This is a genomic window from Rhodoplanes elegans, assembly GCF_016653355.1.
In the GTDB taxonomy this organism is placed as follows: Bacteria; Pseudomonadota; Alphaproteobacteria; order Rhizobiales; family Xanthobacteraceae; genus Rhodoplanes; species Rhodoplanes elegans.
Genome location: NZ_NHSK01000168.1, coordinates 1 through 18,878, shown reverse-complemented (window position 1 = coordinate 18,878; position 18,878 = coordinate 1). Strand labels below are relative to the sequence as shown.

Sequence of the window (18,878 nt, the reverse complement as noted above, 5' to 3'; positions counted from 1 at the left end):
CCGCAGGCGAGAAGAGACCAATCCCCGGGCGGTGTCTTGACGCCGCTCAAAATGACGCCGGCGTCGCGACGGAGCGGCGGGCGGGGGCGGCGCGCCGGTCAGCGCACCGGGTCGGCGGAGCCGGCCGGCTGGTCCTCGAGCTCGGCCAGGAGGGTCATGCGCACCAGCTCGGAGAGGCTGACCGCACGCATCTTGGTCATCACGTTGGCCCGGTAGATCTCGACGGTGCGCGGGCTGATCCCGAGGTCCCAGGCGATCGTCTTGTTGGGCTTGCCGGCGACCAGCCCGTCCAGGACCTCGCGCTCGCGGCGCGACAGCGCGGCAATGCGGGTGCGCAGGTCGTTGCGGGCCGCCTCGCGCTCGGCGGCGCTGGCGGCGGCGGCGAGCGCGGTGCGGATCGAGACGAGCAGCACCTCGTCGTCGAACGGCTTCTCCAGAAAGTCGACGGCGCCGTTCTTCATCGCCTCGACGGCCATCGGCACGTCGGCGTGGCCGGTGATGACGACGACGGGCATGCGCACCTCGCGGGCGCGCAGCGTCTTCAGAAGCTCGACGCCGCTCACCTCCGGCATCTTCACGTCGGTGACGATGCAGCCCGGCGCGACGTCGGGAAGCGCCTGCAGGAAGGCCGTCGCGGTCTCGTAGGTGGCGGTGCGGAAGCCGGCGGCGCGCAGCAGGAAGTCGAGCGACTTGCGCACCGATTCGTCGTCGTCGATGACATGAACCACCGCGACATGAACGACCGCGTCAGCCGACATCGCCGAGTTCCTCGCCCACCACGGCCGGCAGTGTAAACCGGAACGACGCGCCGCCGCCAGGGCAGGGCTCGGCCCAGATGCGGCCGTCGTGCCCCTCGACGATGGTGCGCGAGATCGACAGGCCGATGCCCATGCCGTAGGCCTTGGTGGTGGCGAACGGCTGGAACAGCTGGCCGGCGATCTCGGACGCGATGCCGCTGCCCGTGTCGGCGACCTCCACCATCACGCTGCGGTCCGGTCCGGGGCCGGTCGCCACCGTGAGGATGCGCTGCGGCGAGGCCTCCATGGCCTCGATGGCGTTGCGCATCAGGTTGAGCAGAACCTGCTGGATCTGCACCCGGTCGACGAACACGCGATCGGCCGCCGGGTCGAGCATCAGCCGCACCCGCACGCCGCTCTCGCGGGCGCCGACCAGGGCCAGCGCGCTCGTCTCCTCGATCAGCGCCTTCAGGCTCTCGACCCGCTTCTCGGGCTCGCGGTTGGCGACGAAGTCGCGCAGCCGGCGGATGATCTGGCCGGCGCGCAGCGACTGCGCCACGGCGGCGTCGATCGCCTCGCGCACCATCGCGAGCTTGTCCTCGGCCGGGTCGGCGAGCAGGCGGCGCGAGCCGGTGAGATAGTTGGCGATCGCCGACAGCGGCTGGTTGAGCTCGTGGGCGAGCGCCGAGGCCATCTCGCCCATGGCGGTGAGGCGGGAGACGTGCAGGAGCTCCGACTGCAGGCGCTGGAGCTGCGCCTCGGTCTCCTGCCGCTCGGTGAGGTCGCGCACGAAGCCGGTGAAGAAGCGCCGGCCGTCGGACCGCATCTCGCCGACCGTCAGCGCGATCGGGAAGGTCGAGCCGTCCTTGCGCTCGCCCACCACGACCCGCCCGGTGCCGATGATGTGGCGCTCGCCGGTGCGGAGGTAGCGCTCGACCTGGCCCTGGTGCGCCTCGCTGTAGGGCTGCGGCATCAGGATTCCGAGCGTCTTGCCGCGCACCTCGGCGGCCGTGTAGCCGAACAGCCGCTCGGCCGCGGTGCTGAACAGCTCGATGCGGCCGCGCTCGTCGGCGATGATCACGGCGTCGGGCACGTTGGAGAGGATCGACTGCAGGTGCGCCTCGCGGGCCATCAGGCCGCGGGTGCGGGCCGCCGCCTCGTCGCGGGCGAGCCGCAGCCGCTCGCCGAACACCGCCATGCCGAGCCCGATCAGGCCGAAGGTGGCGCCGGAGATCAGCGCCGGCCCGGTCGCCCCGAGCGGCGCGCCGAACGGCATCAGGTGCAGGCCGAGCGCCAGCACGGTGGCGAGGACGCCCGGGCCGAGCCCACCGAAGGCTCCGACGATCAGGACCGGGGGCACCATGAAGACGAGATCGGCCTGCGCCTCGGAGAGTCCGGATGCGGCCTGATGGAGCAGGTAGGCGAGAACCGGCAGCGCCGCCCCGGCGATGTACCAGACGGCCCGTTCCCGCACCGGCCGGGCGCGCCCGGAGGGCGGGACGATCGCGGCAGCCGGGTGCGGGTCCGACGATCGCAGCTCGATCTCCGCCATCACGATCTCCGCCGGCTCGGGCACCGGGCGGCCGCGGCCGGGTCTCGGCCATCCGGATTGCTCCGGGACAGCCCTTAGGGACCATACCCGAATTTCGCGACGCCGTCCGCGTTCCTACGTTGCAGGGTGGCTTTCCAGTCCCCAGGCGAGCCAGCCCCCGAGCGAGCCCGCGCCGATGTTGATGCAGAACGCGCAGACGCTGAGCCCCACCCACCCGGCCAAGCCGGCGGATCGGTGGTCCGCCGAGCAGGGCAACGGCGGGGCGCCCGGCCTGGACGCCCTCGGGGTGCGGATGGCCTTCGCCCGCAACGCCGAGATCTTCGGCGAGGGCGAGCCGACGACCTACGTGTACAAGGTGGTCTCGGGCGCCGCCCGCACCTACAAGGTGCTGGACGACGGCCGCCGGCAGATCAGCTCGTTCTATCTGCCCGGCGAGGTGTTCGGCCTGGAGGCGACCGCGGCCCACCATTGCTCGGCCGAGGCAGTGACCCGCTCGGTGCTTCTGGTGATCAAGCGTAGCGCCCTGGTGTCGCTCGCCGAGGCCGAGCATCGCGTCTCCCACATGCTGTGGGCGCTGACGGCGCGCGAGCTGCAGCAGGTGCGCACCCATATGCTGGTGCTGATCCGCAGCGCCCAGGAGCGGGTCGCCTGCTTCCTGCTCGAGCTTGCCGAGCGGATGGGCGTGACCGACCAGATCGAGCTCCCGATGTCGCGCCAGGACATCGCCGACTATCTCGGATTGACGATCGAGACGATCTCGCGGACTCTCACCCAGCTCGAGAGCACGGGCGCCATCGCGGTGCCGACCTGTCGGCGCATCGTGTTGCGCGACCGCAAGGCGCTGAAGCGCCTGCACGCCTAGAAGCCTCCTCGGTGGTCCCCTTGGGCGTCCCGGGAGAGCCCGGGCCGAGGAGTTGTGTCATGCCGGCGAAGACGCCGTCCGATCCGCCCGGCGAGATGCCGGGTCTGCCCCCGCTCGATTATCCGTCCAGCACCGGTCCGTCCGGCACCGCTCCACCCGGCGCCCGTGCGAGCGCCGGTGAGCGCGGACGAGCCGGCGCCGACGATCCGGCGGGCGAGACCGGCCGGGCCGCACCCGGGTCCGAACCCGGACCTAATCCCGCGCGCGGGCCGGAGGACGCCGACCAAGCCTTCACCGACCCGCCGTTCACCGACCAGGCGTTCTCGGAGGCGCTGCACGACGGCGCCGCGCTCGGCCGCAAGATGCTCGCCGCGTTCGAGACCAACATGACGGCCGGCTTCGGCTTCGCCGCCGCCATGGCGGAGACCACCTCGGTGCCCGACATGATCGCGCTGTCGAGCCGCTTCGCGGCCCGCCAGTTCGAAACCGCGCTCACCCAGGGCAAGGACCTCTGGACCGCCGGCGAGAAGCTGATGGGCGATGCGGCGCGCGGCTTCGCGCCGGCCGGCGGCGACGATCCCTAGGACGCCGGGCGGCGCTGACCGGTGCGGCGTCCGGCCTTTTGCCGTGCGCCTGTCGTCGTGCTCCGCGGCGCCCGTGGCCCGGGCGGAATTGACCGCCGTCAACACCCGCGGGCGGCCCGATCCTATCCTCGTTCATCGCTCCGCCGAGGTCCGGCGGGGTCGGAAAGGAGACCACCCGAGATCCGAAAAGGAGACCATCATGGCCGAGACCGAGACTGTCGTGCAGGCCCCCGCGACACAGCCGTCGCAGATGCCGTCGCCGACCCCGCCCGCGCCGCGCGCGCTGTCCGGCCGGGATCCCTTCGAGCGACTGCGCCGCCAGATGGACCGCCTGTTCGAGGACTTCGGACGCGGCTTCGACGTCCCGTTCGGCAGCGGCTTCTTCGCCATGCGGCCGTCGCTGCTCGCCGACGAGGCCGGCGTCCGCCGTCCCGCCGTCGATCTGGTCGAGACCGACGCGGCCTATCAGATCACGGCCGAGCTGCCCGGCATTCCGCCGGAGGCCGTCCAGGTGACGCTCGCCGACGGCATTCTCACCATCAAGGGCGAGAAGAAGGAGGAGCGTGACGAGACCCGCGAGGGCTGGCACGTGGCCGAGCGCCGCTTCGGATCGTTCCAGCGGTCGTTCCAGCTGCCCGCCGGCATCGCCGAGGACGCCATCGCGGCGCGGGTCGCCGACGGCGTGCTGACCGTCACGCTGCCCAAGGCGGCGGAGCCGCCCAAGACCGCCAAGACCATCGCCGTGGAGGCGAAGGGCTGAGCGTCGGCCGGCGGGCCGAGCACGGGGATCGGGCGCGGGGACGGGGGCAGGGCCACGGGCCAGGAGGCTGCCCAACCAGGTGAGGAGCGAGCCATGTCCTATGCGACCGTGATGGTTCATGTCGGCATCGACGCGGCGTCGGACGCCCGCGTGCGGCTGGCGAGCGGCCTCGCCGAGCGGTTTCACGCGACCCTGATCGGCGTCGCCGGGGTCGGCCCGCGGCCGCCGTTCGCGGCGGAGGGCCTGGTCGTCGACTTCGGTCCCTCGGCCGAGGAGAAGCTGGCGATGACCGAGGAGCTCGGCAGCCTCGGGGCGCATTTCCGCGCTCTGGTCGGTCCCGGCAACCGACCGGTCGAATGGCGCGGCAGCCTCGACTTTCCGATCGAGGCGGTGTCGCGGGCGGCGCGCGCCGCCGACCTGATCGTGATCGGCAGCGGGCCGCAGCCCGACGACGTGTTCCGCTCGCTCGACCCCGGCAGCGTGATCCTGCGGGCCGGCCGGCCCGTCGTGCTGGTGCCGGCCGACGTCGAGCGGCTGGCGCCGGCCAAGATCCTGGTCGCCTGGAAGGACACCCGCGAGGCGCGCCGCGCGCTGACCGATGCGCTGCCGTTCCTCCACGAGGCCGACAAGGTGATGGTCGCCGAGGTCTGCCCGGCGGCCGACGAGGCCGCGGCCCGGCAGAACCTCGACGAGGTCGGTCGTTATCTGGCGCGCCACCGCATCGCCGTCGCGGCGACCGTCACGCTGCACGACGAGGGCAGCGCGACCGAGGCGCTGGTCCGGCTCGCCCGCGAGGAGCGCGTCGACCTGATCGTCGCCGGCGGCTACGGCCACAGCCGGCTCGGCGAATGGATGTTCGGCGGGGTGACGCGCGGGCTTCTGACCGGAAGCCCGGTCTGTTGCCTGCTGTCGCACTGAGCCATACTGCGCACCGAAATACCGTCGACGGTGCGGGCTCGGCGGTCCGGACAGTGCGGAGAGCGACATGGGTGTGGGTGCGGCGATCGACGACCGCGACGTCCTCCTGGTGGTGGACGTCCAGAACGACTTCTGTCCCGGCGGCGCGCTGCCGGTGCCGGACGGCGACGCCGTGGTGGCGCCGATCCTGCGGCTCGCCGAGAAGTTCCGGCACGTCGTGCTGACCCAGGACTGGCACCCGGCCGGGCACCACTCCTTCGCCTCGGTGCATGCCGGGCGCCAGCCGTTCGATCAGGTGACGCTGGCCTACGGCGACCAGATCGTCTGGCCGGACCATTGCGTGCAGGAGACCGAGGGCGCGGCGTTCCATCGCCATTTGCGGATCCCCCACGCCGCCCTCGTTCTCCGCAAAGGTTTTCGGCGCGAGATCGATTCCTACTCGGCCTTCTTCGAGAACGACCGCCGGACCCCGACCGGCCTCGCCGGCTATCTGCGCGAGCGCGGCTTCTCCCGTGTCGTCGTGGTGGGGCTTGCGCTCGACTTCTGCGTCCGCTTCTCGGCCGAGGACGCGCGCCAGCTCGGCTTCGACGTGACCGTGGTCGAGGAGGGCTGCCGCGGCATCGATGTCGACGGCTCGGTCGCCGCCACCCGGCGGACGCTGGTGGATCTCGGCGTGTCCCTCGCCGAGACGATGTGACGACGGGTTCGGTCCGCCCAGGGAGCCGGCCGCATCCCGAACCGGAGGGCGGCATGTTCGTCGATCGTCGTGACGCCGGGCGGCGCCTCGCCGCCGCGCTGGCGGATCTGAAGGACGAGGCGCCCGTGGTGCTGGCGCTGCCGCGCGGCGGCGTGCCGGTGGCGGCCGAGATCGCGGCGGCGCTCGAGGCTCCGCTCGACGTCCTGATCGTCCGCAAGATCGGGCTGCCGGACCAGCCGGAGCTGGCGATGGGTGCCGTCGCCGAGGGCGACCCGCCGATCGTGCTGCGCAACGAGGACGTGATCCAGGCCGCGCGGATCGACGCGGCGACCTTCCGGGCCGCCTGCGCCGACGAGCAGGCCGAGATCGCCCGACGCCAAGCCCGCTACCGCGGCGACCGGCCGCCCGCCACGATCGCCGGACGGACCGTCATCCTGGTCGACGACGGCCTCGCCACTGGCGCGACCGCGCGGGCGGGGGTGCGCGCACTCCGGCGGGATGGTCCGGCCCGGCTGGTGCTCGCCGTGCCGGTCGGTGCCCCCGACAGCCTCGCCGCCCTGAGCGAGGAAGCGGACGCCGTCGTCTGCCTGGAGACGCCCGCCTGGTTTCCGGCGATCGGCGCCTTCTACGAGGACTTCCATCAGGTGCCGGACGCCGAGGTGTTGACGGCGCTCGCTGGCCGGCGCGCTGCCGAACGACCCGGCCCGGATTAGCCGGCGGCCGGCGCCGGCCAGGCCCGCATCGCCATCGCGGCGACGGCGTGCAGGTCGTCGCGCGTCGCGCCGCCGGCGGCATGCACCGACATGCCCTCTAGCACGGTCGCGATGAAGCACGCGAAGCCTTTCGGATCGAGGTCGGCGGGCAGCTCGCCCGCCGCCTTGGCCGCGAGCAGGCGCTCGCACACCATCCGCTCGCCCTCGCGCCGCTTGGAGATCAGCTCCTGGTGGATGTCCTGCGCCATGTCGGAGCAGGCGACGGTGCCGCGCACCAGCAGGCAGCCGGGCGGGTTGCAGGCGTCGGTCATGAAGTCGGCGGTGCCGTGCAGGAGCCGGGAGATCATCTCGCGGGCGGTCGGCGCCGCCAGGGCCTCGTCCCAGAACTTGGTGCGCACCGCGACGTAGCGCTCCAGGACCTTGCGGAACAGGCCTTCCTTGTTGCCGAAGGCGGCGTAGAGGCTCGGCGGCGCGATGCCGATCGCCTGGGTCAGCTCGGCGATTGAGGCGCCCTCGTAGCCGCGCCGCCAGAACACCTGGAGGGCGCGGTCCAGGGCCTCGTCCATGTCGAAGGTACGCGGGCGTCCCAGGGCCAAGTCGGTTCACCTTCTTGTTTTTTACTGATCGCTATATAAGTGCCTTGACGCGCCCCGTCCAGGCATTTATGTAGTGGCCGCTAAAGAAGTGGACGGAGCGCAGCATGACCCCCCATCATACCATTCTGGCCGGCACCGCGCTGGTGGCGATCGTCGCGGCCGGGATCGCCGGCGTGACGCAGCTCGCCGTCGGCCCGGCCCGGTCGAGCACGCCGGCCGCTGCCGCGCCGGCCGCCGTGCCGGTCTCGGTCGCCGCCGTGGAGCGCCGCCCGGTCGCGCTGTTCGCCGAGTTCTCCGGCCGCCTGGAGGCGGTCGAGCGGGTCGAGGTGCGGCCGCGGGTGGCCGGCGCCGTGCAGAACGTGCATTTCGTCGAGGGCGCGCTGGTCCAGAAGGGCGACCTCCTCGTCACCATCGACCCCGCCCCCTACGCCGCCGAGGTGGCCCGGGCCGAGGCGCAGGTCTCGGCCGCCGAGGCGCGCCTGGCGCTCGCCCGCAACGACCTGGAGCGCGGCCAGCAGCTGTTCGGCTCGCGCACCGTGTCACAGCGCGACCTCGACCAGCGCGTCAACGCCGAGCGCGAGGCCGCCGCCAACCTCCAGGCCGTGCAGGCGAGCCTGGCGACGGCGCGGCTGAACCTCGACTGGACGCAGGTGCGCGCCCCGGTGTCCGGCCGGGTCGGGCGCCAGGACGTGACGGTCGGCAACCTGGTGGCGGCCGGGGCGACGGCGCCGGTGCTCACCACCCTGGTCTCGGTCGATCCGATCTACGCCCGCTTCGACGCCGACGAGGGGGCGGTGCGTCGCGCCCTCGATGCCATCGCGGCGGCCGAGCGGACCGAAGACGCCCACACCGCGGTCGACCGCATCCCGGTGCTGCTCGACCGCGGTGGCGGCGAGCCGCTCGCCGGCACCATGCAGCTCATCGACAACCAGGTCGACGGCCGCACCGGCACGGTGCGGGTGCGCGCCGTGTTCGACAATCCGCGCGGCGCCCTGATGCCGGGCCAGTTCGTCCGGCTCCGCATGGGCCAGCCGAAGCCGGAGCCGGCCCTGCTCGTCAACGAGCGCGCCGTCGGCACCGACCAGGACAAGCGGTTCGTGCTGGTCGTCGGCGACGACAACAAGGCCACCTACCGGCCCATCGGGCTCGGTCCGAACGTGGAGGGGCTGCGCGTCGTCACCAGCGGCCTGCAGGAGGGCGAGCGCATCGTCGTCAACGGCTTGCAGCGGGTGCGCCCCGGCGCCGTCGTCGACCCCAAGCCGGTCGGCATGGACACGGCCTCGTGGTCGAAGCCCGACGGCGTGAAGGTGAGCGAGGCGCAGTAGCGCGGCGACACTCGTCCCCCGTCATTCCGGGGCGCGGACAATCAGGTCCGCGAGCCCGGAATCCATAACCCCGGTGCTCGTTACTCTCGAAACACCGGGAGTATGGGTTCCGGGCTCGGCGCTTCGCGCCGCCCCGGAACGACCAGATCAGATTCCCGGTCGTGATTGAAACGGACCACCCCCGATGTCCTTCTCCCGCTTCTTCATCGATCGTCCGATCTTCGCCGGCGTCCTGTCGGTGCTGATCTTCCTGGCCGGTCTCCTCGCGATGCGGGTGATGCCGATCTCGGAATATCCCGAGGTGGCGCCGCCCTCCGTCGTGGTGCGGGCGACCTATCCGGGCGCCGCGCCGCGCGTCATCGCCGAGTCGGTCGCGACCCCGATCGAGGAGGCCGTCAACGGCGTCGAGGGCATGCTCTACATGGAGAGCCAGGCGACGACCGACGGCCTGATGACGCTGACCGTCACGTTCCGTCTCGGCACCGACCCGGACAAGGCGCAGCAGCTCGTGCAGAACCGCGTCGCCCAGGCCGAGCCGCGCCTGCCCGAGGACGTGCGCCGGCTCGGCATCACCACGGTGAAGAGCTCGCCCAACCTCACCATGGTGGTGCATCTGCTGTCGCCCAACGACCGCTACGACATCACGTACCTGCGCAACTACGCCGTCCTCAACGTGCGCGACCGGCTCAAGCGCATCGAGGGGATCGGCGACGTGCAGATCTTCGGCGGCGGCGACTACGCGATGCGGGTGTGGCTCGACCCGCCCAAGCTCGCCGAGCACGGCCTCTCGCCCGGCGACGTGGTGCGCGAAATCCGCGCCCAGAACGTCCAGGCCGCCGCCGGCGTGATCGGCGGGCCGCCCAACGCCGCCGGCCTAGACTATCAGCTCTCGGTCAACGCGCAGGGCCGGCTGGAGACGGCGGAAGAGTTCGGCGAGATCATCGTCAAGACCGGCCAGGACGGCGCCGTGGTGCGGCTCGCCGACATCGCCCGCATCGAGCTCGGCGCCTCCGAATACGCGCTGCGCTCGCTCCTCAACAACAAGTCGGCCGTGGCGCTCGGCATCTTCCAGTCGCCGGGCTCGAACGCGCTCGCCATCTCGGACAACGTCCGCAAGACGATGGCCGAGCTGCAGGGCGCCATGCCCGAGGGCGTCACCTACTCGATCGTCTACGATCCGACCCAGTTCATCCGCGCCTCGATCGAGGCCGTCGTGCACACGCTGCTGGAGGCGATCGCGCTCGTCGTGCTGGTGGTGATCGTCTTCCTGCAGACCTGGCGGGCCTCGATCATCCCGCTGCTCGCCGTGCCGGTGTCGATCGTCGGCACCTTCGCGGTCATGCACGCCTTCGGCTTCTCGATCAACGCGCTCACGCTGTTCGGCCTGGTGCTGGCGATCGGCATCGTGGTCGACGACGCGATCGTGGTGGTCGAGAACGTCGAGCGCAACATCGAGTCTGGGCTGTCGCCGCTGGAGGCGAGCTACCGGGCCATGGAGGAGGTGTCAGGGCCGATCATCGCCATCGCCCTCGTGTTGGTCGCCGTGTTCGTGCCGCTCGCCTTCATCTCCGGCCTGACCGGCCAGTTCTATCGGCAGTTCGCCCTCACCATCGCGATCTCGACCGTCATCTCGGCGATCAACTCGCTCACCTTGTCGCCGGCGCTCGCCGCCCTGCTGCTGAAGGGCCACGACGCGCCGAAGGACGCGGTCACCCGCGGTCTCGACCGGGCGCTCGGCTGGTTCTTCCGCGGGTTCAACGCCGCGTTCCGCAAGAGCTCGGACGCCTACGGCAGCAGCGTCGGACGGATCATCTCGCATCGGGCGATCGCGATGGGGATCTATCTGGTGCTGATCGGCGTCACGTTCGGGCTGTTCCAGGCGGTGCCGGGCGGCTTCGTGCCGGGCCAGGACAAGCAGTATCTGGTCGGCTTCGCGCGCCTGCCCGACGGGGCGACGCTCGACCGCACCGAGGAGGTGATCAGGACGATGAGCGACATCGCCCTGAAGACCGAAGGCGTGCAGGACGCCATCGCGTTTCCGGGCCTGTCGATCTCGGGCTTCACCAACTCGTCCAATGCCGGCATCGTGTTCGTCGGGCTGAAGCCGTTCGAGGAGCGCAAGAGCGCCGCCCTGTCCGGCCCGGCGCTCGCAATGGAGCTGAACAAGAAGTTCGCCGTCATCGAGGAGGCGTTCGTCGCCATGTTCCCGCCGCCCCCGGTCGAGGGGCTCGGCACCATCGGCGGCTTCAAGCTGCAGATCGAGGACCGCACCGGGCAGGGCTACGGCGCCCTGAAGAGCGCCGTCGACGCCTTCACGGCCAAGGCGATGCAGACGCCCGAGCTGGTCGGCACCTTCTCCAGCTTCCAGATCAACGTGCCGCAGCTCTATGCCGACATCGACCGCACCAAGGCGCGCCAGCTCTCGGTGCCGGTGGCCGACGTGTTCGAGACCCTGCAGGTCTATCTCGGCTCGGCCTACGTGAACGACTTCAACAAGTTCGGCCGCACCTACTCGGTGCGCGTCCAGGCCGACGCGCCGTTCCGGGCGCGGCCCGACGATCTCGGCGTGCTGAAGGTGCGCTCGACCACGGGCGAGATGATCCCGCTCGCCGCCGTCCTGAAGGTGCAGCCGTCGTCCGGGCCGGAGCGCGCCATGCGCTACAACGGCTTTCTCGCCGCCGACATCAACGGCGCCGCGGCGCCCGGCTTCTCCACCGGCCAGGCCCAGGATGCCATCGCCCGCATCGCCAAGGAGACGCTGCCCAAGGGCTTCGACTTCGAGTGGACCGAGCTGACCTATCAGGAGATCCTCGCCGGCAACTCGGGCGTGATCGTGTTCCCGATCGCGATCCTGCTGGTGTTCCTGGTGCTGGCCGCGCTCTACGAGAGCCTGACGCTGCCGCTCGCCATCATCATGATCGTGCCGATGGGGCTCCTCGCCGCCATGACGGGCGTGTGGATCGCCGGCGGCGACAACAACATCTTCACCCAGATCGGGCTCGTCGTGCTGGTCGGCCTGTCGGCCAAGAACGCCATCCTGATCGTCGAGTTCGCCCGCGAGCTGGAGTTCGCCGGCCGCGCGCCGGTCGCCGCGGCGATCGAGGCGAGCCGGCTGCGGCTGCGGCCGATCCTGATGACGTCGATGGCGTTCGTCATGGGCGTGCTGCCGCTGGTCGTCTCGACCGGCGCCGGCGCCGAGATGCGCCGCGCCATGGGCGTCGCGGTGTTCTCCGGCATGATCGGCGTGACGCTGTTCGGCATCGTGCTGACGCCGGTGTTCTACGTGCTCTTGCGCGCCCTCACCGGCAACCGCCCGCTCAAACACACCGGCGCCGCGCCGGCCCATGCAGTCGCCGGCGCACCGGCCGCCCCCGTCGCACCGCACGGCGCGCCGGCGGAGTGAGTTCCGCTTTCGAGGGGATGGTCGCGACTGCGATGGCTCGGCACCCCCTCACCCGACGCGCTACGCGCGTCGACCTCTCCCCGCCGGGGAGAGGTGAAGGGTCCCGCGCTTCGCGGGCTTGCACGGGTCAGCCGAAATCCGTGCGCCGTTCTGCCGGCGCAATCAACAGCCGTCGTGATAATGAAGAGCCGCGACGAGTTCCGGTCACCTCTCCCCAGCGGGGAGAGGTCGGAGCTCGCGCGACAGCGTGAGCTCCGGGTGAGGGGGTGCCGAGTCGGCGATATTCGGGCACTCTGGCCCGTCGGCGGGACGCTGCCCTTCACGCCCGTTCGGTGTGGCGCTCGGCGAACTCGGCGACGCTGTAGTGGCGGCCGTCCTGGTCGGTGATCTCGACCCCGGTGACGCCTTCTCCCATCAGCTCGTCCGCCTTCTTGATGGCGGCGGCAGGGGTCTCGCGCTTGAGGGTGAGGGCGCCGGCGGTATCGTGTCCGGTGATGATGTAGGGCATGCGGTCTCCGCTCCTGAACACGGAGGCAGCATAACCGGTTCGCCGCGCCGAGGCATCCGGGCGAACGCGGGCCCCCGCAGGGGGCGAGCGCAAGTGTGGGCAGCCCCATCCATGCCCGACCCTGCCGTCGTTCTTGTCGGCCGCGCCGGGAAGGCGTACCCTTTCTTCGCGCGCCCCGGACTTTGTGGCCCGCGGTTCGGACCCTCACGTCCCTGTCTGTCACGGTGTCGCGGTCGCGGCAGCTTCGCTGCGCGATCCCGGCGGGGCCGTCGGTATCAGGGGGACGTCCATGCCGGGTCCGTCATTCCCCTCCGCGTTGCTGTGGCCGATGCTGGCGGCCGTGTCGGCCAGCGAGGCGACCGCCGCCTTTCTGCACGAGATCGCCCGCCGGGCGGCGACCGACGAGGGCCTGCGCCCGCCGCTCGCCCGCCCGTCCTGGACTACCCCGCATCGCACGGAGCTGACGCTGCCGTCCTTGACGCTGCTCGACTTCTCCGCGACGTCGCCGGCCGCGGCCGGACCCGCGCCGCCGCCGACCGTCGTCTGCGGGCCCTATGCGCTGCACGGCGCGACGGTCGCCGACTTCGCCCCCGGCCACAGCCTGGTCGAGACCCTCCTCGCCTGCGGCCGCCGCGACCTGCATCTCGTCGCCTGGCGCCCGGCCACGCCGAGCATGCGGCTGTTCACCATCGACACGCTGCTCGCCGACCTCAACGTCGCGATCGACGCCCTCGACGGGCCGGTCGACCTGATCGGGGTCTGCCAGGGCGGCTGGATGGCGCTGCTGTTCGCGGCGCGGTTCCCGAAGAAGGTCCGGCGGCTGGTGGTCGCCGGCGCGCCGCTCGATCTCGCCGCCGGCGACTCCGGGCTCGCCCGCATCGCCGCCGCGACGCCGCTGTCGCAGTTCGCCGAGCTGCTGCGGTTCGGCGACGGCCGGCTGCTCGGCCAGCTCATGCTCGGCCTGTGGGGCACGGCGCCGACCACGCCGGAGGCGATCCGCCACGAGCTGCAGGTCGCCGCGCCGCATCCGGGCCTCGCGCCCGAGCCCGCCGAGGAGCCGCTGCTGCAGCGGTTCTGCGACTGGTACGACTGGACCGTCGACCTGCCGGGGCCGTTCTACCTGCAGACCGTCGAGTGGCTCTACAAGGAGAATCGGCTGGTGCGCGGCGCCTTCACGGCGCTCGGCCGGCGCATCGACCTCGCAGCGGTGCGGATGCCGGTGCTGCTGCTGGCGGGGCGCGACGACAGCGTGGTCGGCACCGCGGCGGTGCTCGCCGCGGCGCGGGCGCTCGGCACGCCGCCGGCCGATCTCGCCACCATGGAGGCGCCGGCGACCCATCTCGGCTTGTTCATGGGCCGGCGGACGCTCGCCGAGACGTGGCCCGCGATCGTCGCCTGGCTCGACCGGCCGGACGCCCGCGCCGACCGCGACCGCGCCGCCTGAGCTTCGCAATCGCTCGCTTGACCCCGCGTTCACGCTGTCGCGGGCGCGCGGTGGCACTTGCCCGCCGGCATCCCTATATCGGACACTCCGGCCGAATGGGTGTCATGAGCGATCTCGACAAGACCAACGATCTCGAAAAGAACCGTTTCTCGGCCCGGGCGAGGCGTTACGCCCGGGTCGGCGCCAATGTCGGCGGGGTCGCGGCGCGGCTCGCGGCGACGCGGCTGCTGAGTGGCAGCCACGATCGCGAGACCGGCGCGGCCGATCTCGCCGCGGCGCTCGGCAGCCTCAAGGGGCCGATCATGAAGGTGGCCCAGCTGATGGCCACCGTGCCGGACCTTCTGCCCCCCGAATACGCCGAGGAGCTCGCCAAGCTTCAGAGCGAGGCGCCGCCGATGGGCTGGGCCTTCGTCAAGCGCCGCATGCAGGCCGAGCTCGGACCGGGCTGGCAGGAGCGGTTCGCGAACTTCGAGCACAAGCCGGCCGCCGCCGCCTCGCTCGGCCAGGTCCACCGGGCGACCGCGCACGACGGCGCGCTGCTCGCCTGCAAGCTCCAGTATCCCGACATGCAGTCGGCCGTGGAGGCGGATCTCCAGCAGCTCGGCTGGCTGTTCGCCCTGCACCGGCGCATGGACGCCGCGATCGACACCAGCGAGATCGCCAAGGAGATCGCCGCGCGGGTGCGCGAGGAGCTCGACTACGAGCGCGAGGCGAAGCACGTCCGGCTCTACCAGACCGTGCTGGCCGACGTGCCGACCGTGAAGGTGCCGGGCGTCCGGCCGGAGCTGTCGACCAAGCGGCTCCTCACCCTCGACTGGCTCGAGGGCCAGCGCCTGCTCGCCTACAAGACCGCCGACATCGAGGTCCGCAACCGCCTCGCCGAGGCGCTCTACCGCGCCTGGTGGCTGCCGTTCAGTCGCTTCGGCGTCATCCACGGCGACCCGCATCTCGGCAACTACACGGCCCTCCTGGTGGACGGCGCGCCGGCCGGCATCAACCTGCTCGACTACGGCTGCATCCGCATCTTCCCGCCGCGCTTCGTCGCGGGTGTCGTCGACCTCTATCACGGGCTCCTCGCGAACGATCGCGAACGGATCGTCGCCGCCTACGAGGCATGGGGCTTCCGCGGGCTTTCCAACGAGCTGATCGACATCCTCAACATCTGGGCACGCTTCATCTTCGGACCCGTGATGGAGGATCGCGTGCGCACCATCGCGGACGGCGTGAAGCCCGGCGAGTACGGCCGCCGCGAGGCTTTCACGGTGCACCGCGCGCTCAAGGAGAAGGGGCCGGTGACGATCCCGCAGGAGTTCGTGTTCATGGACCGCGCCGCCATCGGGCTCGGCGGCGTCTTCCTGCATCTCGATTCGCGGCTGAACTATCACCGCCTGTTCAACGAGGCGATCGAGCATTTCTCGGTCGACCAGGTGGCGGAGCGGCAGCGCCGGGCACTGACCGGGGCCGGGTTGCCGGTCCCCTCTAGTAATGGCTAGGGTACTAGCCTAACCCGCCGTCTTGCATCGTGGCGCGACTGCTTTAAAGGAACAGCCTGTCGCTCGAACCGTGAGCCGGTGTGATGTCGCCATCCAAGAGGTCCGCCCCTGCGCGGGAGCGCGTCGCCGCCCCCCCGGACAAGGACCCAGCGGCGAAAGCCACCGACCGCATCATCGACGTCGCCACCACGCTGTTCCTCGGCGTCGGCTACGAGCGCACCGGCATCGACACCGTGGTCGCCAAAGCGCGCGTCTCGAAGCGCGCCTTCTACGCCCAGTTCGGCAGCAAGGCCGACCTGTTCGCCGCCGTGGTGATCCGCCTGGCGGAGCGGAACTTTCCGAGCCTGGATGCGGTCCCGGCGAACGGCGCGCCGATCGAGCAGCTGCTCGAGCGGGTGGCGATCGAGCTTCTGCGGATCAGCACCACGCCCGAATCGGTCGCGCTCGACCGCATGGTCACGGCCCAGGTCGGGCGGTTCCCGGAGCTCGCCCGGATCCTCTACGACTTCGCCGGCGCCCGCTCGATCGGGGCGGTCTGCAAGATCCTCGAGCAGGCGGTCGCCCGCGGCGAGCTCGCGCTCGACGACTGCGTGTTCGCAGCTCAGCACTTCCTGCAGGCGACGGTTCTCGGACCGCGCCGCTTCGTCGTGCTCGGTCTCGAGGACGGCCGGATGACACCCAAGAAGCTCGAGCGGCTGCGCCGCGGAATCCGCCTGTTCGTCGATGGCGCCCGCGGGCCGGGGGCGCCGAAGCCCGGCCGGCCGGGGCCGCGGCGGCCGCAGCGGCCGTGAGGCCGGCGGCCGGCCGACCCCGGGGCGACGCCTTGAAGCTGTTCCTCGGTCGATATAGGATAGGTCGATATTTGGGCCGATACCAGGATGGCGGGCATGACCAGCGACCTCCCAGAGCCCGGCGGGACGGCCCACGGGACAGCGGCCGACGAGCCGCAGGCTCCGGTCGCGGCGCTGTCGGGAACCACGGGCACCGAGATCCAGGCCCTGATGGCCGCCTTCGCGATGCGGCGCATGCGCGAGGGGGTGCGTGTGGTCGGCGTCGTCGAGGAGGCCGACTGCGGCGACGGCCCCTGCGGGGGCCTGTTCCTGCGCGACCTCGGCGATGGCCGCCGCATCTCGATCAGCCAGAATCTCGGCCGCGAGTCGACCGCCTGCAATCTCGATCCGGGCGGCCTCGCCGAGGCCTGCGGCCTCGTGCAGGCGGCGATCGCGGCCGGCGCCGACCTCGTGATCCTGTCCAAGTTCGGCAAGGTGGAGGTCGACCGGCACGGCCTCGTCGAGGCGTTCCAGGACGCCATCGCGGCGGACCTGCCGGTCGTCACCTCGGTGGCCCCGGCGCTCGCCGCCGCCTGGTCGGCTTTCGCCGGGCCGCTGGCCGTGACGGTCGCGGCCGACGCCGATGCGCTCGACGCCTGGTGGGCGGGCCAGCCACGCGCCCGGACCGTCGCCGGGCGCGTGCCGGAGCCTGCCGTCGCGGAGTGACGGCGTCAGCCCGCCGCCGGCGAGACGCCGAAATACGTGCCGACGATCGGCCAGATCTCGTGGCCGCCGCGCCAGATCATCTCCAGCGACACGTACAGGATCACGGCGAGGCCGACATAGGCCACCCAGCGGTGCCGCTGCAACAGCGCGGCGATGTAGTTCGCCGCGATGCCCATCAGGGCGATCGACAGGCCGAGGCCGAAGACCAGCACCCAGGGATGCTCGCGCGCCGCGCCGGCGACCGCCAGCACGTTGTCGAGCGACATCGAGATGTCGGCGACGACGATCTGCCAAGCCGCCTGGGCGAAGGTCTTCTGCCGCGTCACGGCGGTCAGCGTGCCGTCGGCATTGATGCGGACGTCGTCCACCCGCCCCGAGGCGTCGCTCGCCACGACGTGCTGGGCGCGAAGCTCGCGCCACATCTTCCAGGACACCCACAGGAGGAGGAGGCCGCCGGCGAGCAAGAGCCCGACGATCTGCAGAAGCTGGGTCGTGACGGCCGCGAATCCGATGCGCAGCAGCGTCGCCGCGCCGATGCCGAGCAGGATGGCGCGCGCCCGCTGCTCACGCGGAAGGCCGGCGGCGGCGAGGCCGATGACGATGGCGTTGTCGCCGGCCAGCACCAGGTCGATCATCACGACCTGGGCCAGCGCGGTGAGCGCGCTGCTCGTCAGGAACTCGGTGGTGAGGGTCTCCCACATCCAATCTCTCTCCTGCTGCTGATGCGCCCGCGCGGGGCGCCCGGTTTCGGGCGGGAGAGAACCTGAAGCGACGCCGTCGGAGCACAGCTGCGCCGCGGCGAGAACGGCTCACCGCGACGCGGATCTGCGCCGAAGGATAGGACGAACAGCACCGGGCCACTCCCAAGGGACTTCCAGTCCGACATCGCAGCAGGACGCTGCCAGAGGGGCCCGGACCGGCCGGGACGCGATCCGCAAGCGGATCGACGCCCGAAGACTTCTTACCAACTCACATCAGTTCGCCGTCGTTCCGCCGTCGTCAGTGCGCCATCGCCACCAGCATGTGGCCGAAGGCCGAGACGACGTGCTCGGCCTCGCTCAGCATGGCGGCCGAGAAGCCGACCAGAGCGAGAACGCCGGCGATGTCCCAGCTCGTAACGTCGCCGCTGTGCGGCTCGTTCCGCAGCGTCGCGACGAGCGCGAAGAGCCCGGCGGCGGCGAGCGCGGCGAGGCTGAGCGCCGGCAGCGCCAGCGTGCTCGGCACCAGGCGGGCGGCCAGCACGACGAGCAGCACGGCGGCGAGCGAATAGACCCCGAACATGCGCGGGCCGGAGCCTTCGCGGCGGAGCGGAGCGTGATCGTAGGACGGATGGAGAAGCGACATCGGGCCCTCCTCGTGACGCGCGACGGGCGCCGGCCCAAGGACGGGAGGCGCCACCGTGCATATAGAGTTAGGCAGCCGTTCGGCCGGCGAAAATCCGCATCGCCGGGGGCGTAGATCTACGGGGGATCGTCGCGCGGAGTTCGGATAATCGAGAGTATGGTCATCCCGGGGCGCGGACCGCAGGTCCGCGTGCCCGGGATCCATACGCCCGGTGCGCCCGGCGGCAGTGACTCACGAAAGACAGGGGTTGATGGTGTGGACGGCCCCCTACGGCATCGCTGTGCCAGAATGAGGTCGGTGAAGATCTCAAACGAGGGGGCCGTCCGTGAGCCAGAGTATCCGCATCGGAATGGATACGTCGAAGCATATCTTTCAACTGCACGGGGTGGACGCGGCCGAGCAGCCGGTGCTGCGCAAGCGGCTTCGTCGCAAGGAGGTGGAGGCGT

At 71.5% G+C, this 18,878-nt stretch carries 18 protein-coding genes and 1 pseudogene; 13 read left to right on the top strand and 6 right to left on the bottom strand.

Features of this window, described 5'->3' with window-relative positions:
• Positions 1-98 precede the first annotated feature (98 nt).
• Together fixJ and CCR97_RS21145 are read right to left on the bottom strand one after the other, a co-directional pair.
• Positions 99-758 (bottom strand): response regulator FixJ, encoded by a 660-nt coding sequence (gene fixJ / locus CCR97_RS21150; RefSeq protein WP_111355577.1) that lies wholly within the window; start codon positions 756-758, stop codon positions 99-101.
• Complete coding sequence (locus CCR97_RS21145; RefSeq protein ID WP_244670594.1) at positions 748-2,289, bottom strand: PAS domain S-box protein; 1,542 nt, start codon at positions 2,287-2,289, stop codon at positions 748-750. Before CCR97_RS21145 ends, fixJ begins: the two co-directional genes overlap by 11 nt.
• A 175-nt stretch (positions 2,290-2,464) precedes the next feature.
• Here CCR97_RS21145 and CCR97_RS21140 point away from each other — a divergent pair, with 175 nt between their 5' ends.
• The 6 genes from CCR97_RS21140 to CCR97_RS21115 all read left to right on the top strand — a co-directional run bounded on the left by CCR97_RS21140 (position 2,465) and on the right by CCR97_RS21115 (position 6,823).
• Positions 2,465-3,151, top strand: coding sequence for a helix-turn-helix domain-containing protein (locus tag CCR97_RS21140; RefSeq protein WP_111355576.1), 687 nt, complete (start codon positions 2,465-2,467; stop codon positions 3,149-3,151).
• Positions 3,152-3,210: 59 nt separating this feature from the next.
• On the top strand, positions 3,211-3,735 hold the full coding sequence (locus tag CCR97_RS21135) for a phasin family protein (protein ID WP_111355575.1): 525 nt from the start codon (positions 3,211-3,213) through the stop codon (positions 3,733-3,735).
• A 199-nt stretch (positions 3,736-3,934) separates the two neighbouring features.
• Positions 3,935-4,495 carry an Hsp20/alpha crystallin family protein gene (locus tag CCR97_RS21130; protein ID WP_244670593.1) on the top strand — a complete coding sequence of 187 codons (561 nt, stop codon included), beginning with the start codon at positions 3,935-3,937 and terminating at the stop codon, positions 4,493-4,495.
• A gap of 93 nt (positions 4,496-4,588) precedes the next feature.
• Positions 4,589-5,413, top strand: coding sequence for a universal stress protein (locus CCR97_RS21125; protein ID WP_201159816.1), 825 nt, complete (start codon positions 4,589-4,591; stop codon positions 5,411-5,413).
• Positions 5,414-5,480: 67 nt separating this feature from the next.
• Entirely contained in the window at positions 5,481-6,110 is a 630-nt protein-coding gene (gene pncA, locus CCR97_RS21120; RefSeq protein WP_111355573.1) for a bifunctional nicotinamidase/pyrazinamidase, read from the top strand.
• Between the two features lie 53 nt (positions 6,111-6,163).
• Positions 6,164-6,823: a phosphoribosyltransferase gene (locus CCR97_RS21115; RefSeq protein WP_111355572.1), complete on the top strand. Its 660-nt coding sequence runs from the start codon at positions 6,164-6,166 to the stop codon at positions 6,821-6,823.
• Here CCR97_RS21115 and CCR97_RS21110 read toward each other — a convergent pair.
• Positions 6,820-7,419: a TetR/AcrR family transcriptional regulator gene (locus CCR97_RS21110; protein WP_111355571.1), complete on the bottom strand. Its 600-nt coding sequence runs from the start codon at positions 7,417-7,419 to the stop codon at positions 6,820-6,822. The genes CCR97_RS21115 and CCR97_RS21110 overlap by 4 nt on opposite strands.
• Positions 7,420-7,523: 104 nt before the next feature.
• Here CCR97_RS21110 and CCR97_RS21105 point away from each other — a divergent pair, with 104 nt between their 5' ends.
• Together CCR97_RS21105 and CCR97_RS21100 are read left to right on the top strand one after the other, a co-directional pair.
• Positions 7,524-8,744 (top strand): efflux RND transporter periplasmic adaptor subunit, encoded by a 1,221-nt coding sequence (locus CCR97_RS21105; RefSeq protein ID WP_111355570.1) that lies wholly within the window; start codon positions 7,524-7,526, stop codon positions 8,742-8,744.
• Between the two features lie 184 nt (positions 8,745-8,928).
• Positions 8,929-12,147 (top strand): efflux RND transporter permease subunit, encoded by a 3,219-nt coding sequence (locus tag CCR97_RS21100; RefSeq protein WP_111360104.1) that lies wholly within the window; start codon positions 8,929-8,931, stop codon positions 12,145-12,147.
• A gap of 319 nt (positions 12,148-12,466) precedes the next feature.
• Here the strand turns inward: CCR97_RS21100 and CCR97_RS21095 are convergent, their stop codons facing one another.
• Entirely contained in the window at positions 12,467-12,655 is a 189-nt protein-coding gene (locus tag CCR97_RS21095) for a hypothetical protein (RefSeq protein WP_111359941.1), read from the bottom strand.
• Between the two features lie 289 nt (positions 12,656-12,944).
• Here CCR97_RS21095 and CCR97_RS21090 point away from each other — a divergent pair, with 289 nt between their 5' ends.
• The 4 genes from CCR97_RS21090 (at position 12,945) to CCR97_RS21075 (ending at position 17,088) form a co-directional block, all read left to right on the top strand.
• Positions 12,945-14,099, top strand: a complete 1,155-nt coding sequence (locus CCR97_RS21090; protein WP_111359942.1) for an alpha/beta fold hydrolase — start codon at positions 12,945-12,947, stop codon at positions 14,097-14,099.
• Between the two features lie 104 nt (positions 14,100-14,203).
• Complete coding sequence (locus tag CCR97_RS21085) at positions 14,204-15,592, top strand: ABC1 kinase family protein (RefSeq protein ID WP_111359943.1); 1,389 nt, start codon at positions 14,204-14,206, stop codon at positions 15,590-15,592.
• A gap of 83 nt (positions 15,593-15,675) precedes the next feature.
• Positions 15,676-16,383 (top strand): TetR/AcrR family transcriptional regulator, encoded by a 708-nt coding sequence (locus tag CCR97_RS21080; RefSeq protein ID WP_201159815.1) that lies wholly within the window; start codon positions 15,676-15,678, stop codon positions 16,381-16,383.
• A gap of 96 nt (positions 16,384-16,479) precedes the next feature.
• Positions 16,480-17,088 (top strand): DUF2478 domain-containing protein, encoded by a 609-nt coding sequence (locus tag CCR97_RS21075; protein ID WP_201159814.1) that lies wholly within the window; start codon positions 16,480-16,482, stop codon positions 17,086-17,088.
• A gap of 5 nt (positions 17,089-17,093) precedes the next feature.
• Here CCR97_RS21075 and CCR97_RS21070 read toward each other — a convergent pair whose 3' ends face one another.
• Both CCR97_RS21070 and CCR97_RS21065 read right to left on the bottom strand, forming a co-directional pair.
• Positions 17,094-17,789, bottom strand: coding sequence for a TerC family protein (locus CCR97_RS21070; protein ID WP_111360568.1), 696 nt, complete (start codon positions 17,787-17,789; stop codon positions 17,094-17,096).
• A 298-nt stretch (positions 17,790-18,087) separates the two neighbouring features.
• Positions 18,088-18,432, bottom strand: a complete 345-nt coding sequence (locus tag CCR97_RS21065) for a hypothetical protein (protein ID WP_111360567.1) — start codon at positions 18,430-18,432, stop codon at positions 18,088-18,090.
• Between the two features lie 325 nt (positions 18,433-18,757).
• Here CCR97_RS21065 and CCR97_RS32350 point away from each other — a divergent pair.
• A pseudogene (locus CCR97_RS32350) lies at positions 18,758-18,878 on the top strand (IS110 family transposase); the annotation flags it as partial.

Excerpts from the sequence above, each read along its gene's own strand:
- CCR97_RS21070 (WP_111360568.1), bottom strand. The coding sequence starts at position 17,789 with ATGTGGGAGACCCTCACCACCGAGTTCCTGACGAGCAGCGCGCTCACC.
- CCR97_RS21080 (WP_201159815.1), top strand. The coding sequence starts at position 15,676 with ATGTCGCCATCCAAGAGGTCCGCCCCTGCGCGGGAGCGCGTCGCCGCC.
- CCR97_RS21075 (WP_201159814.1), top strand. The coding sequence starts at position 16,480 with ATGACCAGCGACCTCCCAGAGCCCGGCGGGACGGCCCACGGGACAGCG.
- CCR97_RS21115 (WP_111355572.1), top strand. The coding sequence starts at position 6,164 with ATGTTCGTCGATCGTCGTGACGCCGGGCGGCGCCTCGCCGCCGCGCTG.
- CCR97_RS21095 (WP_111359941.1), bottom strand. The coding sequence starts at position 12,655 with ATGCCCTACATCATCACCGGACACGATACCGCCGGCGCCCTCACCCTC.
- CCR97_RS21140 (WP_111355576.1), top strand. The coding sequence starts at position 2,465 with ATGTTGATGCAGAACGCGCAGACGCTGAGCCCCACCCACCCGGCCAAG.
- fixJ (WP_111355577.1), bottom strand. The coding sequence starts at position 758 with ATGTCGGCTGACGCGGTCGTTCATGTCGCGGTGGTTCATGTCATCGAC.
- CCR97_RS21100 (WP_111360104.1), top strand. The coding sequence starts at position 8,929 with ATGTCCTTCTCCCGCTTCTTCATCGATCGTCCGATCTTCGCCGGCGTC.
- CCR97_RS21090 (WP_111359942.1), top strand. The coding sequence starts at position 12,945 with ATGCCGGGTCCGTCATTCCCCTCCGCGTTGCTGTGGCCGATGCTGGCG.
- CCR97_RS21130 (WP_244670593.1), top strand. The coding sequence starts at position 3,935 with ATGGCCGAGACCGAGACTGTCGTGCAGGCCCCCGCGACACAGCCGTCG.
- CCR97_RS21065 (WP_111360567.1), bottom strand. The coding sequence starts at position 18,432 with ATGTCGCTTCTCCATCCGTCCTACGATCACGCTCCGCTCCGCCGCGAA.
- pncA (WP_111355573.1), top strand. The coding sequence starts at position 5,481 with ATGGGTGTGGGTGCGGCGATCGACGACCGCGACGTCCTCCTGGTGGTG.
- CCR97_RS21085 (WP_111359943.1), top strand. The coding sequence starts at position 14,204 with ATGAGCGATCTCGACAAGACCAACGATCTCGAAAAGAACCGTTTCTCG.
- CCR97_RS21105 (WP_111355570.1), top strand. The coding sequence starts at position 7,524 with ATGACCCCCCATCATACCATTCTGGCCGGCACCGCGCTGGTGGCGATC.
- CCR97_RS21125 (WP_201159816.1), top strand. The coding sequence starts at position 4,589 with ATGTCCTATGCGACCGTGATGGTTCATGTCGGCATCGACGCGGCGTCG.
- CCR97_RS21145 (WP_244670594.1), bottom strand. The coding sequence starts at position 2,289 with ATGGCGGAGATCGAGCTGCGATCGTCGGACCCGCACCCGGCTGCCGCG.
- CCR97_RS21135 (WP_111355575.1), top strand. The coding sequence starts at position 3,211 with ATGCCGGCGAAGACGCCGTCCGATCCGCCCGGCGAGATGCCGGGTCTG.